The following is a 15,508-nucleotide window of genomic DNA, read 5'->3' as shown; positions in this document are numbered from 1 at the left end:
CCGGCCGACCGGCCCGCACCCCTCGATTGCGCGAGCCACGCGCACTCGTCGCTGACCGGCCCCCACGGTCGTTGCCGAGACCGTGGGGGCCGATCGCGGGCCCGTCGACCGCGCCACCGGAGTGGACCCCCTCCACTCCGTCGGCCGACGCGCCCCGGCGCCCCTCAGCGGCGCCGGTGGGCGAAGAGAGCCTGGTATCCCGATTCGTTGCGGAACCATGCCAGTCCGGTCGGGCCGGCGGCGTACAGCGCCGTGGCGTAGGCGTCGGCGACCGCCAGGTCGGGCCCGATGACGGTGGCTGCGACGAGTTGCCCGGCCGGCTCACCGGTGTGCGGGTCGACCACGTGCCCCTGCCGGCCGGTCACCCCGGAGGTGCCGACCGCGCCGGCTGTCATCTCCAGCACCAGGGGAGCGCGTCGCCCGTCGGTCGGGTGGTGCACGGCCACCCGCCACGGGCCGCCGTGCGCGGCGTGGCCGCGTACGGTGAGGTCGGCCCCGGAGAGCACCGCGTAGTCGGTGATGCCGGCGGCGCGCAGCCGGGCCGCGGCCCGCTCCACCGCCCAACCGTTGAGCAGGCCGCCCGGGTCGAAGCCGCCGGGCACCGCCCAGGCGTCAAACCATCCGTCGGTGGCCGCGCGCATCGCGGCGCACCGGTCCACCAGATCGGCCAGCGGCGGGTACGACTGGGGACTGATCTCGCCTCGGCGCAGCCGGGAGACCAGGCTGTCCGGGCGGCCCGGCCCGTAGGTGAGGTCGACGGCGCGCAACTCGGCGACGGCGTCGCGCAGCGCGTCACCGACGACCCGGCGGCCGACGTGCGCGGCGGCGTTGAGCAGCAGGGTGTACTCGGCGGTGCGGGTGCGGACGGTGTGCGTGGCGGCGATCCGGTCCCCGCTGGGGTCGGCGGCCCGGTCGACGTGGTGGCTGCGGGTGCCGAGGCGCAGATCCGGCCGGCGCAGCGTGAACGCCGCCTGGTCCAGCCACCGGGTGCGCGGTTGTTCGTCGAGTCCGGCCGCCCCGCGGCGCTGGTCGATCCGCATCGTTGCTCCTTCGCTGATCGCGCCGCGTCGTCGCGGCGGATCCGTGCGAGCCCCCGTGACCCGCCTGTGGCCTGACCCTAGGTAGTGGAGATGACCGCACCATGAATGCCAGCTGTGAGCCCTCTGAGCATGGTCGATTTCCCGCATGATGGAAGACGTGTACCGGGAAGCGGGACGGCGGCGTACGGTGCACGGGAACGACGAGGTGAGGAGCGCCAGGTGGCACGCATCGCGGTGGTGGCCGGGGACGGGATCGGGCCCGAGGTGGTCGGGCAGGCCCGCAAGGTGCTCGACGCCGTGCTGCCCGGAATCGAGGCCACCGAGTACGACCTCGGCGCGGCGCGCTACCACCGCACCGGCGAGGTGCTGCCCGACTCGGTGCTGACCGAGCTGGCCGGGCACGACGCCATCCTGCTCGGCGCGGTGGGCGACCCGACGGTGCCGCCGGGCGTGCTGGAGCGCGGTCTGCTGCTCAAGCTGCGCTTCGCCTTCGACCAGTACGTCAACCTGCGTCCCTCCCGGCTCTGGCCGGGCGTGGCGGGGCCGTTGGCCGCCGTCAAGCCGGGGGAGGTCGACCTGGTGGTGGTCCGGGAGGGCACGGAAGGGCTCTACGCCGGCGCCGGCGGCTCCCTGCACCGGGACACTCCTGCCGAGGTCGCCACCGAGGAGAGCCTGAACACCCGGCACGGTGTGGAGCGGGTGATCCGGGACGCCTTCGCCCGCGCCACCCGCCGCGAGCGGCGCAAGGTGACGCTCGTACACAAGACCAACGTGCTGACCCACGCCGGGTCGCTGTGGGCGCGCACGTTCGAGGCCGTCGCCGCCGAGCACCCGGACGTGACCACCGAGTACCAGCACGTCGACGCCGCCGCGATGTTCCTGGTCACCCAGCCGCAGCGGTACGACGTGGTGGTCACCGACAATCTCTTCGGCGACATCCTGACCGACATCGCCGCCGCGGTCACCGGCGGCATCGGGTTGGCGGCCAGCGGCTGCATCAACCCCACCGGGGCGTACCCGTCGATGTTCGAGCCGGTGCACGGCTCGGCGCCGGACATCGCCGGCAAGGGGCTGGCCGACCCGGTGGCCGCGGTGCTCTCCGCCGCCCTGCTGCTCGACCAGTTGGGTCACCCGGACGCCGCAGCCCGGGTGACCGCCGCGGTCGCCACCGAGCTGGCCAACCGCACCCCGGGCGTACCCCTGCGCACCGAGGAGGTCGGCGACCGGCTCGCCGGGTACGCCGTATCCTGACCGGGCGTTGCGTCGCCCGTCCCCACCGGTCCGTCGCCCGGGTCCGCCAGATCCCGGGCCGGTCGCCCCGCTGTCCGGCGGAGCCGGCGCCCTCGTGCCCCGCCGATCGGATACCCCGGACCGCCTGCGCGGAGCTATCCGCTGAACGACCGTTCCGGGTAGGTTTTCTGGCACGACGTCGGCGTGCGGTCCCGTGCGCCGTTGAACCCTCAGGGAGGTCAGCGCGATGAGCGGTGGTGACAAGCTCGATTTCGAGATCCGTCCGAATCCCGCCCCGGTATCCGCCGCCGACCGGGCCGCCCTGCTGGCCAATCCGGGCTTCGGTCGGGTCTTCACCGACCACATGGTCACCATCCGCTACGCCGAGGGCAAGGGCTGGTACGACGCCCGGGTCGAGGCCCGCGCCCCGATCCCGATGGACCCGGCGAGCGCCGTCCTGCACTACGCGCAGGAGATCTTCGAGGGGTTGAAGGCGTACCGGAGCGCGGACGGCGCGGTCACCCTCTTCCGGCCCGAGGCCAACGCCGCCCGGTTCATCGCCTCCGCGCACCGGCTGGCCATGCCGGAGCTGCCGGCGCAGACGTTCGTCGAGTCGCTGCGGCGGCTGGTGGAGATCGACCGGGACTGGATCCCGGAGGGGCCCGACGCCAGCCTCTACCTGCGCCCGTTCATGATCGCCAGCGAGGTCTTCCTCGGTGTCCGACCAGCCAACGAGTACCTCTACTGCGTCATCGCGTCGCCCGCCGGGGCGTACTTCGCCGGCGGCGTCAAGCCGGTCACGGTCTGGGTCTCACCGGACTACACCCGCGCCGCCCCGGGCGGCACCGGCGCGGCGAAGTGCGGCGGGAACTACGCGGCCTCGTTGGCCGCGCAGGCCGAGGCGATCGAGGCGGGCTGCGAGCAGGTGGTCTTCCTCGACGCGGTGGAGCGCCGCTTCGTCGACGAGCTGGGTGGCATGAACGTCTTCTTCGTGTATGACGACGGCACCCTGGCCACCCCGCCGCTGTCCGGCACCATCCTGCCCGGCATCACCCGGGACGCCGTCCTGGCCCTGGCCGCCCGCTCCGGACACCGGGTCGAGGAGCGGCCGATCAGCTTCGCCGACTGGCAGGCCGACGCGGCCAGCGGCCGGCTGCGCGAGGTCTTCGCCTGCGGCACCGCCGCGGTGATCACCCCGATCGGCCGGGTGCGGTTCCCCGACGGGGAGTTCCTCATCGGCGAGGGTGGGCCGGGCCGGGCCACAATGGCCCTGCGGGAGCAGCTCGTCGCGATCCAGCGTGGCGAGGCCGAGGACCCGCACGGCTGGGTGCAGCGCGTCCTCTGAGCCGTCGACGGTGTCCGCCGGCCCGCCCCCGCGAGGACCGGCGGACACCGTTCGCGCTGACCCTGCACAGCGGGTCCGTCATCCGGCGGTGCCGGCCCTCGGTCAGGGCCAGATCCGCGCGTGGGCCTCGAACACCGCCGGCGGCGGGCTCGCCACCGGCAGTACGCAGATCAGGTGTCCGCCGGGCGCCCGCAGCACCCGGCACTCCTGCCACCGTTTGACCTGGGTGGCTCCGAGGGCGAGCAGGCGGGCCGTTTCCGCGTCGACGTCGTCGGTCTCGATGTCGATGTGCATCCGGGGCGCGTCGTCGACCGCCTGGATCGCGAGGCCCACCTCCGGGAGTGCCTCGTGCAGGCTGACGAACTGCGGTTCACCCGGGAGCGGCCGGGCCGGCGCGCCGAGTGCCGCCGACCAGAAGGCGCTGGCCGCGGCGGCCTCGTCCTGCGGTGTGTCGATCAGGATCGCGTGCACTCGGCTTCGATGCATCGGTGCACGATACCGTCGCGGCTGCCCGGCAGGGTCGGCTCCGCCGGGCAGGCTGTCGGCGTCGTCACGCCAGCAGGTGGCCGCGCAGGGCGGCGAGTTGGGCGTCGGTCAGCCCGGCTCCGCGCAGGTAGTCCTCCACCGTGCCGTACCGCTGGCGAAGCCTGGCCAGGAAGAGCGTCATCGCCTCGGCGGGGGTGGTGAGCGGGGGTTGCCCCAACCGCCCACCCACGGTGGCGTACCAGGTCTGGAAGCGTTCCAGCGCCGCGGCGCTGAGCGCGTAGTCGACGGCGATGTCGGCGTCGGCCACGCCGAGCGCGGCCAGGGTCAGCGCGCAGACGACGCCGGTGCGGTCCTTGCCGGCCACGCAGTGCACCAGCACCGGGGCGTTCGCCGCGTCGGCGATCAGGCCGACCGCCTCGGCCAGGCCGGCGGCCCCGGTCTCGGCGAGTGCGGTGTACCGGTCGGCCAGGTAGCGAACCAGGTCGCTGCCCGGCTCGTAGGGGTTCTCGGCCCAGTCGACGTGCTCCGGGTGGATGTGCCGGTACGCCATGCCGTCCAGGTGGGGCACCCGGCCGTCCCGCTCGACCTCGGCGGGCCGGCGCAGGTCGACGACGGTGCGGACACCCAGGGCGGCGAACGCCGACAGGTCCGTGCCGTCGAGTCGGTGCGGCGTGTCGGAGCGGTAGAGCCGCCCCCAGCGGACGGTGCGGCCGTCGCGGGCGGGATAGCCGCCCACGTCGCGGCAGTTGAACATGACGGAGAACGGGAGGTGGCGGGCGGGCTCGACGTCGTCCACACCGGACACGGTAGTGGGTGGTGCGGCCACAGTCATCGGTCGTCCATGCTCGGCCAGTCCCGGCCTTGGCGTTCGGCCCGCCGGCCGCCTCGCTGGCCGTCGGAGTCAGCGGGCCGTGCCCGGAGGCAGGTTGCCGTACGTGTCGTCGTAGTAGCCGCCCAGCGTGTCCCGGTACGCCGGGTCGCTGTGTGCGGTCTCGTCGTACTCCGGCGCGGCCTTGATCTGGTCGCGGCTGCGGTCGACGTGGACCTTCCGGTCGGCGTGGTCGACCTGGTTGACCGTGCCGGCGGGCAGCATGACCTTCTTGCCGAAGATCCATGGCCCGGTGTCGACGACGAGATAGCTGCCGCCGACCTCGTGGCTCGCGCTGTCGATCTTGCCGATGCCGCCGTCGGTGGCCTCGACCTTGTAGCCGACCAGGTCGGCGTCGGTCACCCCGGCCTCGTCCCGGTAGCTCCACGGTTGGAAGGCACCGCCGGGCGCACCACCGGCGACGGCGCCTTGGCCGTCGTCGACAATCGGGTCGGTGCTGCCGTGGGTGGCGCGCGGGTCGAGCCGGTCCATCACTGAACTCCTGCCTCGGCTGTCGACAGCCGTCTCGGCGCTGCGGCTGCCATCGTCCGAAGATCAGGTACCCGGTCCGGCTGTCTCCACACCCTCGGTCGCCGTCGTGCCCCGGCGGTCGGTTCTCCGGCGACGCGTACCGCTGCCCGTCGCGCTCCGGCACGCCGACGGGCCGGCGCCGCACGTGGCGGCACCGACCCGTCGGACCGTACGGCTCAGGCCAGGGCGGCCTGCGCGTCGAGCGCCACCGCGGCGGCGTGCACGACGGCGGCGATGCGCAGCCCCTCGTGCACCTGCTCCCGGGTGAACCCGGCGCCGCGCAGCGCCCTCTCGTGCGACTCCAGGCAGACCCCGCACCCGGTGATCGCCGAGACGGCGAGGCACCACAGCTCGAAGTCGCCCTTGTCCACGCCCGGTCGGGCGATGATCTGCATCCGCAGCCGGGCTGGCATCGAGGCGTACTGCTCGTCGCCGATCAGGTGCTTGGCCCGGTAGTAGACGTTGTTCATGGCCATGATCGTGGCTGCGCCCTTGGCCGCCGCGACCGCCTCCGGCGTCAGGTGCGCGGCGGCCTCGTCGGCGATCTCCGCCAGCACCCGCGGGTTGCGCGCGGCGACGGCGCAGGCCAGGGCGGTGCCCCAGGCCTGCTCCGGCTTGAGCGTGGAGGTGCCGACGGTGGAGCCGAGGTTGAGCTTGATGTCCTTGGCGTACTCGGGCAGCGCCGCCTTGATCGCGTCCAGACCCATCGTCAGACCCCGGCGCCGGCGAGGAGGGCGTTGGCGTCGAGGGTGGCACCACCCTTGTTCCAGTTGCACGGGCACAGCTCGTCGGTCTGCAGCGCGTCGAGCACCCGCAGCACCTCGGAGACGTTCCGGCCGACCGAACCGGCGGTGACCATGGCGAACTGGATCTCGTTGTCCGGGTCGACGATGAAGGTGGCCCGCTGCGCCACGCCGTCCTCGCCGAGTACGCCGCAGGCGGCGCTCAGCTCGCGCTTGATGTCGCTGAGCATCGGGAACGGCAGCTCGCGCAGGTCCGGGTGGTCCTTGCGCCAGGCGTAGTGCACGAACTCGTTGTCCACCGAGACGCCGAGCACCTGGGCGTCCCGGTCGGCGAACTCGCCGTTGAGTCGGCCGAACTCGGCGATCTCCGTCGGGCAGATGAAGGTGAAGTCCTTCGGCCAGAAGAAGACGACCCGCCACTTGCCCTCGTGGGATTTGTGGTTGAGCGTCTCGAACGCCTGGTCGGCGTCGAGGGAGACGCAGGCGGTGAGTTCGTACTCGGGGAAGCGATCACCGACAGTGAGCACTGGTCCTCCTTGACAGCGGCACCGGGGCCGGTAACTGGATCGGTTCCGGATACTTTCGTAGCGATGTTTCCTCCTGGTGGCGACCGGGTGACTTGTGAACTCGATCACCAATGGCAGGTTTTGCCCGCAATGCGGCGGTGGATCAGGTATTGCGCATCCGGAGTCATCGTCCCGCCATGTGGATTGTGCTCCCAGAAGGCGGTCCGCGGTGGCAGAGTGGCGACCGTGAGCAGCACCGTCCTGATTATTGGCACCTAGCGCGCCGGCTTACCCTCCGCCGAGCGCGCAGACCTCCCGCACCCCGCGGGGGGTCTTTTTGTTGCTCCCCGTTGCTCCCCGCCCGCGAAGAAGGGACTCCCATGACGTTCCAGGTGTACGACACGACGCTGCGCGACGGCGCCCAGCGCGAGGGGCTCAGCTACTCGGTGGTCGACAAGCTGGCGGTGGCCCGGTTGCTCGACGAGTTCGGCGTGGGCTTCATCGAGGGTGGCTGGCCGGGGGCGGTGCCCAAGGACACCGAGTTCTTCCGCCGGGCGCGTACCGAGCTGGACCTGAGACACGCCGTGCTGGTCGCCTTCGGCGCCACCCGCCGGGCCGGCGTGGCGGTGCAGGACGACCCGCAGGTACGCGGCCTGCTCGACGCCGAGACCCCGGCGGTCGCACTGGTCGCCAAGGCCGACATCCGGCACGTCGAGCGGGCGCTGCGCACCACCGGGGCGGAGAACCTGGCGATGATCCGTGACACCGTGGCCCATCTGGTGGCCGAGGGCCGTCGGGTCTTCGTCGACGGCGAGCACTTCTTCGACGGATTCCGGTACGACCCCGCGTACACGGCGGCGGTGGTGGAGGCGGCACTCGCCGCGGGCGCCGAGCGGTTCGTGCTCTGCGACACCAACGGCGGGATGCTGCCGTCCCAGGTCACCGCCGCCATCGACGACCTCACCGCGCGTACCGGGATCGCCCCGGAACTGCTGGGCATCCACTGCCAGAACGACACGGCCTGTGCCGTGGCGAACACCATCGCCGCCGTCGAGGCCGGCGTCCGGCACTTCCAGGGCACCGCCAACGGGTACGGCGAGCGCCCCGGCAACGCCGACATCTTCGCCGTCGTCGCCAACCTCCAACTCAAGCTCGGGCTGCCGGTCCTACCGGACGGCTGCCTGGCGCAGATGGTGCGGGTCTCGCACGCCATCGCCGAGATCGCCAACATCGCCCCCGACACCCACCAGGCGTACGTCGGGGCCGCGGCCTTCGCCCACAAGGCGGGGTTGCACGCGAGCGCGATCAAGGTCGACCCGTTGCTCTACAACCACGTGGACCCGTCGGTGGTGGGCAACGACATGCGGATCCTGGTAACCGAGATGGCCGGCCGGGCCAGCGTCGAGCTCAAGAGTCGCGAGCTGGGCCTGGACCTGGCCGGCCATCCGGAGGCGCTGTCGAAGGTGACCAGCCGGGTCAAGGAACTGGAGGCGGGGGGCTGGTCGTTCGAGGCCGCCGACGCCTCGTTCGAGCTGCTGGTCCGCTCCGAGCTGCCGGGCGCCGAACCGGTGCGGCCGTTCGCCCTGGAGTCGTACCGGGTGCTGGTCGAGCACCGTGAGGACGGCTCGGTGGTCTCCGAGGCGACCGTGAAGATCCGGGTACGCGGGGAGCGGGTGATCGCCACCGCCGAGGGCAACGGTCCGGTCAACGCCCTGGACGAGGCCCTGCGGGTCGGGCTGTCCCGGCACTACCCGGAGCTGCGGCACTTCGAGCTGGCCGACTACAAGGTCCGCATCCTGGAGGGCAGCCACGGCACCGGTGCGGTGACCCGGGTGCTGGTGGAGACCGCCGACGGCGCGGGCCGGGACTGGACCACCGTCGGCGTCCACCCGAACGTGGTCGAGGCATCCTGGCACGCCCTGGTCGACGCCCTCACCTACGGACTCGACCGCACCCGGGTCTGACCGGCCGCCCCGGCGCGTCGTGCGGCACTGCCGTACCGCCGGGGCGGGCCAGCCGGAGGCGGGTCGGGTCACCCGCCGGGCAGGCGGAGGCGGGCCAGGACGGCGCGGTGGTCGGTGCCGGGGACGCGGTGCACCTCGACCGCGTCCACCGCGATGCGGCGGTCGACCAGGACGTGGTCGATGGTGACCGGCGGGATCGGGTCGCCGTCGTACGGCCCCCAGGTGCCAGCCAGCCCGGCCCCGGCCGCGTCGGCCGCGTCCACGTACCCGCTGTCCAGCAGTGCCCGCAGCGGGGCGTGGTCGAGGGTGGCGTTGAGGTCGCCGGCGAGGATGCTCAACGGTCCGTCGGGGGTGGCGCGCGGCTGCGCCCGCAGGTCGGTGAGCCAGTCGTCGACCACGTCGACCGCGTACGGGGCGGCCGGGTGGGCCGACTCGACCCGTACCGGCGGCGCACCGGGAACCAGCATCGTCGCGTACGCCTGGGTGAAGGCGAAGCCGCTGTTGCGCCGGAACCCGCCGGCGGTGAGCGGGTGGCGCGCGTAGAGGCCGGAGCCGGTGGTGCCCACCTCGGGGTTGAGCTGCCGGTGGGGAAGCAGTTCGGCCAGGCCGGCCCGGTCCAGCGCGTCCTGCGCCTGCGAGGTGAACTCCTGCACGGCCAGGACGTCGACCCGGTTCCGGCGGACCAGATCGACCAGGACGCCGGCGTCTGCCCCGCCCTTGAGCAGGTTGGCGGTGAGCAGGCGCAGCGCCGGCCCGTCGACGGCCGGTTGCCCGTCGGCGACGGCCCGGGGCGTCACCACGCCGACCAGGGCCAGCGCCGTGACGGCGGCCACCACCGCCGGCCAGCGCCGGCGCAGAGCCAGGGTGAGCGCCAACACCAGCACGCTGCCGGCTGCGGCGTACGGGGTGAAGGCCAGTGCCTGCACCAGCGGCCCGCGTTCCCACCCGCCGAGGCGTACCACCGCCCAGACCGCACCCGGTACGACGGCCAGCCGGCACACGACGGTCGCGCCCCGACGGTCGATGCGGTGCGGCACGACAGTGTCGATCATGGCATCAGCCTACCGGCAATTCCCCGCCAATTATCGCGACACGCTTTCGTGAATGGGCCCCCCTTGCCGGCTCGCGTCTTTCATCAACTGTCAATCGGGTGTCGAGACGCGCTGGACGACTATTGACGGGGGACTTTACTCGGGTTACGTTCCTCCTGGTTGAGGTGCCCAACAGAGCGTAGTAATGCCTGATCAGACCGGGTGCGAGAGGTGGCGAACCGGCCTCTCGTGGTGCGGGGCAAGGGTTTACCCTTCGCTTTCCCGGCCCTTTCCGCAGCTGTTATCCGACTCGCTGGAAGTGCGAGTCGGCGGTATCACCACGGTCACACAAAGGGAGACCTGTTATGGCCACATTCCTCAGGCGCAAGGCGGCGGCAGTGACGCTCGGCGTCCTGACGCTCACCCTGGCCGGCGGCGGGATCGCCGCCGCCCAACCGACGACCAAGGCCGCGGCCGAGGCCGCCCAGCCCGGGGCCCGGGCGTCCGGCGCCAGCCAACCGCCGGTCTCGGCGGCAGACGCCGCACGGGCCCGCGCGGCGCTCGGCGACCTCCAAACGCAGGCGACCGCTCCGGGTACCGTGGCCTGGGCCGTCGGCAGCAGTGCCGGCAGCCTGCTGCGCGGCTCCCCCGAGGCGGTCTCGGTCACCCGGTACGGCCCCGGCCAGTACCAGGTGCTGTTCAACTACGACGTGAGCCGCAAGTCGTACCAGGCGACGATCGGCACCACGGACCAGTTCAACGTCCCGCCGGCGGGTGAGATCTCGGTCGCCCCGCGGTGGTCGACCATCAACGGGGTCTTCGTCCAGACCCGCAACTCGGCCGGCACCCCGGCGGACCGTCCGTTCCACCTCCTCGTGGCCAACTGACCACAGGCGACGTGCCGGTCCCGGGACACCGGGGCCGGCACCAATCCGTCCGACTGACGCCCCGGCCGACCCCGACTTTCGAATCCCGGTGCGCGAGGCCGGCGGGCAGCTCATACCGATCTGCGCCCGACCGCCCCCGAAGGGCCGGAATATCCGAGGTTTGTCCACCGGGCGGCCCGGGAAGCAAGCACCGTGACGGACATCTCGGACACCCTGGCCAGCCTGCCCACCCCGGTCGTAGAAGATCGAGCCGGCAACGGGTTGGAGCAGACGCTCCTCGAGGTCAAACGGGTGATCGTCGGGCAGGATCGGCTCGTCGAACGCCTGCTCACCGCGATGGTCGCCGACGGGCACTGCCTGCTGGAGGGCGTACCCGGCGTGGCCAAGACCCTCGCCGCGCAGACCCTCGCCACGGTCGTCGGGGGCACCTTCTCCCGCATCCAGTTCACTCCGGACCTCGTCCCCTCCGACATCGTCGGCACCCGTATCTACCGCGCGTCGACCGAGAGCTTCGACGTCGAACTGGGCCCGATCATGGCCAACCTGGTGCTGGCCGACGAGATCAACCGGGCCCCGGCGAAGGTGCAGTCCGCGCTGCTGGAGGCGATGGCGGAACGACAGGTCTCCATCGGCGGTCGGAGCTGGCCGGTACCGGAGCCCTTCCTGGTGCTCGCCACCCAGAACCCGATCGAGTCCGAGGGGGTGTACCAGCTCCCCGAGGCGCAGCGTGACCGCTTCCTCATGAAGATCGTCGTGGGCTATCCGGACGACGCCGAGGAACTGGCCATCCTCTACCGGATGAGCGGCGACCGGCCCCGGCCCCGCCCGGTGCTCGACCCCGGACGGCTGCGCGAACTGCAACGACGGGCCGCCCAGGTCTTCGTCCACCACGCGGTCGCGGAGTACGTGGTCCGGCTCATCCTCGCCACCCGTGACCCGGGTCGGTTCGGGTTGCCCGAGATCGCCCCGATGCTGGCGTACGGGGCCAGCCCTCGGGCCACGCTCGGCCTGGTCGCCGTGGCGCGGGCCCAGGCGCTGCTGCGCGGTCGGGAGTACGTGCTCCCCGAGGACGTGCGGGAACTCGCGGTGGACGTCCTCGCCCACCGCCTGGTGCTCTCCTTCGACGCGGTCGCCGACGGGATCTCCCCCGAGGCGGTGGTGCGTCGGCTGGTCCAGGCCGTGCCACCGCCCACGCTGGCCGCCGGGCAGCCCGAGCAGAGCCGCGACCTGGCGGCGGCATGAGGCCGGCCGCCGCGCCGACGCCCGCCCCCGGACTGGCCGACCTCGCCCCCGACCAGCGACTGCGCCGGCTGGAACTGACCGTGACCCGCCGCCTGGACGGGCTGCTCCAGGGACAGCACCGGGGGCTGCTGCCCGGACCGGGCAGCGAGATCGCCGGCAGCCGCGAGTACCGGCCGGGCGAGGACGAGGTACGCCGGATGGACTGGGCGGTGACCGCCCGGACCACCGTGCCGCACGTCCGCGAGGTCGACGCCGACCGGGAACTCACCACCTGGCTGCTGGTGGACGCCAGCCCGAGCATGGAGTTCGGCACCGCCGAACTGGACAAGCGCGAGTTGTCGGTGGCCGCCGTCGCCGCGGTCGGCTTCCTCACCGCCGGGACGGGCAACCGGCTCGGCGCCCAGCTGCTCACGGTGGCCGGGCTACGCCGCTTCCCGCCGCGCGCCGGCCGGACCCACCTGCTGAGCCTGCTGCGGACGCTGCTGGCCGCCCCCCGGGCCGGCGGGGCCGACCTGCCGCAGGCCGCCCCGCCCGACCTGGGCGCGGCGCTCGCCGCGGTGCAGCGGGTCGCCGTCCGCCGGGGTCTGGTCGTGCTGGTCTCCGACTTCCTCGACGGGCTGCCGGACCGGCACGCCGACCCGGCCCCCTGGGAGCCGGCGCTGCGCCGGCTCGCCGCCCGTCACCAGGTGCTCGCGGTGGAGATCACCGACCCCCGAGAGCTGGAACTCCCGGACGTCGGACTGATCACCCTGGTGGACCCGGAGACCGGCCGCCGGCGGGAGGTGTGGACCGGCGACGCCGCCCTGCGGCGGCGCTACGCCAGCGCCGCCGCCGCCCAACGCGAGCAGGTGCGCCGGGCGCTGCGCCGGTGCGGCGCGACCCACCTGGCGCTGCGTACCGACCGGGACTGGACCGCCGACATCGTGCGCCACGTGCACACCCAGCGTCGCCTCGCGGCGGCGCCCGCCGCGACCCGGGGAGGTCTCGCGTGACCTGGCAGTCACCCGCCCGGCTGCTGTTGCTGTTCGGGGTGCTCGCGCTGGCCGTCGGCTACCTGCTCGCCCAGCGGCGGCGCAGCCGCTACGCCGTCCGCTTCACCAACCTGCGGCTGCTCGACCGGGTCGCGCCGGTGCGTCCCGGCTGGCGGCGGCACGTCCCGGCCGGTCTGTTCCTGGCGATGCTGGCGCTGCTGGTGGTGGGTTTCGCCCGGCCCGAAGCCGAGGTGCGGGTGCCCCGGGAACGGGCCACCGTCATGGTGGCCGTCGACGTCTCCACCTCGATGCTCGCCACCGACGTGGAGCCGGACCGGCTGGCGGCGGCCAAGGAGGCGGCCCGCCGCTTCGTCGACGGACTGCCCGACGAGTTCAACGTCGGGTTGGTCGCCTTCGCCGGCAGCGCGGCGGTCCTGGTGCCGCCGAACACCGACCGCGAGGCGCTGCACGAGGGGATCGACCGGCTCGCCGAGGGGATCACCGGCGTGCAGGGCACCGCGATCGGCGAGGCGATCAGCGCCTCCCTCGGCGCGGTGCGGAGCCTGGACCAGAAGGCGGCCGAACAGCCGCCACCGGCCCGGGTCATCCTGCTCTCCGACGGCGCGAACACCTCGGGCATGGATCCGATGGAGGCCGCCTCGGCGGCGGTGACCGCGAAGGTGCCGGTGCACACCATCTCCTTCGGCACTCCCGGCGGCTTCGTGGACCGGGGCGGCCGGCCGATCCAGGTGCCGGTGGACGGGCAGACCCTCAAGGCGGTCGCCGAGGACACCGGGGGCCGGTTCCACGAGGCCGGCAGCAGCCGGGAGTTGCGTGAGGTGTACGAGGACATCGGCTCCTCGGTGGGCTGGCGTACGGAACGCCAGGACGTCTCCGCCCGGTTCATCGGCCTCGGGCTGGTGTTGGCCATGGCCGCCGCCGCCGGGTCGATGCGGTGGTTCGCCCGCCTGCCCTGAGCCGGTACGACGACCGCCCGGGCGTGGAAACACGGACCGACCGGCGTGGGCCGGGCACAGCGACAGTCCGGGCACAGCGACAGTGAGGAGCGTGTGGATGGCAGCGCAGACCGGTCTGGGTGAGCCGCGGGGGCCCTGGTTCGTCTCGCCGGAACTGGGGCCGGACGGACGGTTCTGGTGGGACGTACCGGGGTCGGGGGAGGACCCGTCTCGGCGGCGCTGGGGTGGACGGCTGCTCACCGCGGCGGCGGTGGTCGCCCTCTCCACCGTTTCCGGCGCGGCGGCCGGCGGCTGGGTGGCCGGCCGCGACGGCGGAGCGGACGCCACGGCGGCCTCCGCCGCGCCGGTGCCCGCCGAGCTGGTGACCGCCGCGCAACGCACCGTGCCGGGCGTGGTGTCGGTGCTCGCCGGCAGAGCCGCAACGGGGGCGACCGGTTCCGGCTTCGCGATCGATGACCAGCAGCACATCATCACCAACGACCACATCCTGGCCAAGGGGGGTGGTGGCACGGTGACCGTGGAGTTGCCCGACGGCCGCCGCTACGCCGCCGAGGTGGTCGGCCGGGAACCGGCCAGCGACCTGGCGGTGTTGAAGGTGCCGACGGACGCCGGGCTCGCGCCGCTGCCGCTGGCCAAGCCCCGCTCGACCCGGGTGGGGGAGCCGGTGCTGGCGGTCGGCTCGCCGCTCGGGCTGCCCGGCACGGTCACCGCGGGCATCGTCAGCGCGCTGGACCGTCAGGTACGCCTGGGCACCAACCGTCGCAGCGCGGTGCAGACCGATGCGTCCATCAATCCGGGCAACTCGGGCGGCCCGCTGGTGAACGCCCGGGGCGAGGTGGTCGGGGTGAACACCGCGATCGCCACCATCGACGGCAACGGCTCCATCGGCATCGGCTTCGCCATCCCGATCGACCAGGTGCAGCAGACCGCGGACACCCTCATCGGTAAAGGCGGTTGAATGGGACGGACAACCCGTAGGCCGGCCGTAAGGGCATAAGTGTCAAATATGCGGCGTGGGACCATCGGACGATAGAAATATCACGGTCGGTGTGGATACTGGCGTGGGTGGAGCTTCCTCTCGTTGCGGTCCTGCTCGCGGTGGGACTCTTCCTCGGCTGGGGCGTGGGCGTGCAGTACGCCCGGGCCAAGCGTGGCTGGACCGACTACAAGGCCGCCAAGAAGGCGGTGCCCGGCGCCCGCCGGACGGCATGGCTGCTGGTCCGGGCGGTCACCACCAAGGTGGGGGTGATCGCGCTACTGCTCGTCGGTGCCGTCGCGTACGCCGCGGTCGGCCCTGGCCACGAGCGCGCCGAGCCGGCCCCCAGCCCCTCTCCGACCGCTACCACCAAGGCCGGCGTGCCGGGGCGCTAGCCTGACCCTGTGGACGATGGACTGCGGGTGACCGACCGGTGGGTCGTTCCCTCCGCCGAACTGCGGGAACGCTTCTCCCGATCGTCCGGTCCGGGTGGGCAGGGGGTCAACACCACCGACTCGCGGGTGGAGTTGAGTTTCGACCTGGCCGCCACCACCAGCCTGCCGCCGACGCTGCGGGCCCGCGCCATGGACCGGCTGGCCGGGCGACTGGTGGACGGGGTGCTCACCATCGCCGCCAGCGAACACCGGGCCCAGCTCGCCAACCGGGAGGCGGCCCGGGAACGGTTGGCGACGCTGCTGCGCGAGGCCGTCG

General features: G+C 73.1%; 17 protein-coding genes. 10 read left to right on the top strand and 7 right to left on the bottom strand.

The annotated features are described in order from the left end of the window. Window positions 1–164: 164 nt before the first annotated feature. Window positions 165–1,040, bottom strand: coding sequence for an FAD:protein FMN transferase (locus E1182_RS07940; protein ID WP_132262530.1), 876 nt, complete (start codon window positions 1,038–1,040; stop codon window positions 165–167). Window positions 1,041–1,259: 219 nt separating this feature from the next. Here E1182_RS07940 and E1182_RS07935 point away from each other — a divergent pair, with 219 nt between their 5' ends. Together E1182_RS07935 and E1182_RS07930 are read left to right on the top strand one after the other, a co-directional pair. After that, complete coding sequence (locus tag E1182_RS07935) at window positions 1,260–2,291, top strand: 3-isopropylmalate dehydrogenase (protein WP_132262528.1); 1,032 nt, start codon at window positions 1,260–1,262, stop codon at window positions 2,289–2,291. 226 nt (window positions 2,292–2,517) lie between these two features. After that, window positions 2,518–3,615 (top strand): branched-chain amino acid aminotransferase, encoded by a 1,098-nt coding sequence (locus tag E1182_RS07930; protein WP_132262526.1) that lies wholly within the window; start codon window positions 2,518–2,520, stop codon window positions 3,613–3,615. A 102-nt stretch (window positions 3,616–3,717) separates the two neighbouring features. Here the strand turns inward: E1182_RS07930 and E1182_RS07925 are convergent, their stop codons facing one another. From E1182_RS07925 to E1182_RS07905, 5 genes are all read right to left on the bottom strand, one after another. Beyond that, window positions 3,718–4,101 (bottom strand): VOC family protein, encoded by a 384-nt coding sequence (locus tag E1182_RS07925; RefSeq protein ID WP_132262524.1) that lies wholly within the window; start codon window positions 4,099–4,101, stop codon window positions 3,718–3,720. A gap of 64 nt (window positions 4,102–4,165) precedes the next feature. Beyond that, entirely contained in the window at window positions 4,166–4,855 is a 690-nt protein-coding gene (locus E1182_RS07920; protein ID WP_243706095.1) for a tyrosine-protein phosphatase, read from the bottom strand. Window positions 4,856–5,002: 147 nt separating this feature from the next. Then, window positions 5,003–5,461, bottom strand: a complete 459-nt coding sequence (locus tag E1182_RS07915) for a PRC-barrel domain containing protein (RefSeq protein WP_132262520.1) — start codon at window positions 5,459–5,461, stop codon at window positions 5,003–5,005. A 215-nt stretch (window positions 5,462–5,676) separates the two neighbouring features. Then, complete coding sequence (locus E1182_RS07910; RefSeq protein ID WP_132262518.1) at window positions 5,677–6,207, bottom strand: carboxymuconolactone decarboxylase family protein; 531 nt, start codon at window positions 6,205–6,207, stop codon at window positions 5,677–5,679. A gap of 2 nt (window positions 6,208–6,209) precedes the next feature. Then, window positions 6,210–6,770, bottom strand: a complete 561-nt coding sequence (locus E1182_RS07905; RefSeq protein ID WP_132262516.1) for a peroxiredoxin — start codon at window positions 6,768–6,770, stop codon at window positions 6,210–6,212. 359 nt (window positions 6,771–7,129) lie between these two features. On the opposite strand from E1182_RS07905, the gene cimA reads away from it, so the two are divergent. Then, complete coding sequence (gene cimA, locus E1182_RS07900; protein WP_132262514.1) at window positions 7,130–8,713, top strand: citramalate synthase; 1,584 nt, start codon at window positions 7,130–7,132, stop codon at window positions 8,711–8,713. Window positions 8,714–8,781: 68 nt separating this feature from the next. Here the strand turns inward: cimA and E1182_RS07895 are convergent, their stop codons facing one another. After that, window positions 8,782–9,765: an endonuclease/exonuclease/phosphatase family protein gene (locus E1182_RS07895; protein WP_132262512.1), complete on the bottom strand. Its 984-nt coding sequence runs from the start codon at window positions 9,763–9,765 to the stop codon at window positions 8,782–8,784. Window positions 9,766–10,109: 344 nt separating this feature from the next. Here E1182_RS07895 and E1182_RS07890 point away from each other — a divergent pair, with 344 nt between their 5' ends. The 7 genes from E1182_RS07890 to arfB all read left to right on the top strand — a co-directional run. Beyond that, complete coding sequence (locus tag E1182_RS07890) at window positions 10,110–10,631, top strand: hypothetical protein (RefSeq protein WP_132262510.1); 522 nt, start codon at window positions 10,110–10,112, stop codon at window positions 10,629–10,631. A gap of 192 nt (window positions 10,632–10,823) precedes the next feature. Next, window positions 10,824–11,873 carry a MoxR family ATPase gene (locus E1182_RS07885; RefSeq protein WP_132262508.1) on the top strand — a complete coding sequence of 350 codons (1,050 nt, stop codon included), beginning with the start codon at window positions 10,824–10,826 and terminating at the stop codon, window positions 11,871–11,873. After that, complete coding sequence (locus E1182_RS07880) at window positions 11,870–12,865, top strand: DUF58 domain-containing protein (protein ID WP_132262506.1); 996 nt, start codon at window positions 11,870–11,872, stop codon at window positions 12,863–12,865. Before E1182_RS07885 ends, E1182_RS07880 begins: the two co-directional genes overlap by 4 nt. Beyond that, complete coding sequence (locus E1182_RS07875; protein WP_132262504.1) at window positions 12,862–13,821, top strand: VWA domain-containing protein; 960 nt, start codon at window positions 12,862–12,864, stop codon at window positions 13,819–13,821. The genes E1182_RS07880 and E1182_RS07875 overlap by 4 nt, the downstream gene beginning before the upstream one ends. Before the next feature lie 97 nt (window positions 13,822–13,918). Continuing rightward, window positions 13,919–14,779 (top strand): S1C family serine protease, encoded by an 861-nt coding sequence (locus tag E1182_RS07870; protein WP_132262502.1) that lies wholly within the window; start codon window positions 13,919–13,921, stop codon window positions 14,777–14,779. A gap of 107 nt (window positions 14,780–14,886) precedes the next feature. Further along, window positions 14,887–15,192, top strand: a complete 306-nt coding sequence (locus E1182_RS07865; protein WP_132262500.1) for a hypothetical protein — start codon at window positions 14,887–14,889, stop codon at window positions 15,190–15,192. Window positions 15,193–15,201: 9 nt separating this feature from the next. Then, the coding region (gene arfB / locus E1182_RS07860) for an alternative ribosome rescue aminoacyl-tRNA hydrolase ArfB (RefSeq protein ID WP_132262498.1) at window positions 15,202–15,508 on the top strand (307 nt) is incomplete at its 3' end.

It is taken from the genome of Micromonospora sp. KC721 (genome assembly GCF_004348355.1).
Taxonomy (GTDB): Bacteria; Actinomycetota; Actinomycetes; order Mycobacteriales; family Micromonosporaceae; genus Micromonospora.
The sequence above is the reverse complement of the archived record's forward strand: the minus strand, read 5'-3'. Positions and strand labels throughout refer to the sequence as shown.

Bases quoted from the DNA above. Each gene is read 5' to 3' on its own strand.
- E1182_RS07940 (WP_132262530.1), bottom strand. From the start codon at position 1,040: ATGCGGATCGACCAGCGCCGCGGGGCGGCCGGACTCGACGAACAACCG.
- E1182_RS07930 (WP_132262526.1), top strand. From the start codon at position 2,518: ATGAGCGGTGGTGACAAGCTCGATTTCGAGATCCGTCCGAATCCCGCC.
- E1182_RS07925 (WP_132262524.1), bottom strand. From the start codon at position 4,101: ATGCATCGAAGCCGAGTGCACGCGATCCTGATCGACACACCGCAGGAC.
- E1182_RS07920 (WP_243706095.1), bottom strand. From the start codon at position 4,855: ATGTTCAACTGCCGCGACGTGGGCGGCTATCCCGCCCGCGACGGCCGC.
- E1182_RS07915 (WP_132262520.1), bottom strand. From the start codon at position 5,461: ATGGACCGGCTCGACCCGCGCGCCACCCACGGCAGCACCGACCCGATT.
- E1182_RS07910 (WP_132262518.1), bottom strand. From the start codon at position 6,207: ATGGGTCTGGACGCGATCAAGGCGGCGCTGCCCGAGTACGCCAAGGAC.
- cimA (WP_132262514.1), top strand. From the start codon at position 7,130: ATGACGTTCCAGGTGTACGACACGACGCTGCGCGACGGCGCCCAGCGC.
- E1182_RS07895 (WP_132262512.1), bottom strand. From the start codon at position 9,765: ATGATCGACACTGTCGTGCCGCACCGCATCGACCGTCGGGGCGCGACC.
- E1182_RS07890 (WP_132262510.1), top strand. From the start codon at position 10,110: ATGGCCACATTCCTCAGGCGCAAGGCGGCGGCAGTGACGCTCGGCGTC.
- E1182_RS07880 (WP_132262506.1), top strand. From the start codon at position 11,870: ATGAGGCCGGCCGCCGCGCCGACGCCCGCCCCCGGACTGGCCGACCTC.
- E1182_RS07870 (WP_132262502.1), top strand. From the start codon at position 13,919: ATGGCAGCGCAGACCGGTCTGGGTGAGCCGCGGGGGCCCTGGTTCGTC.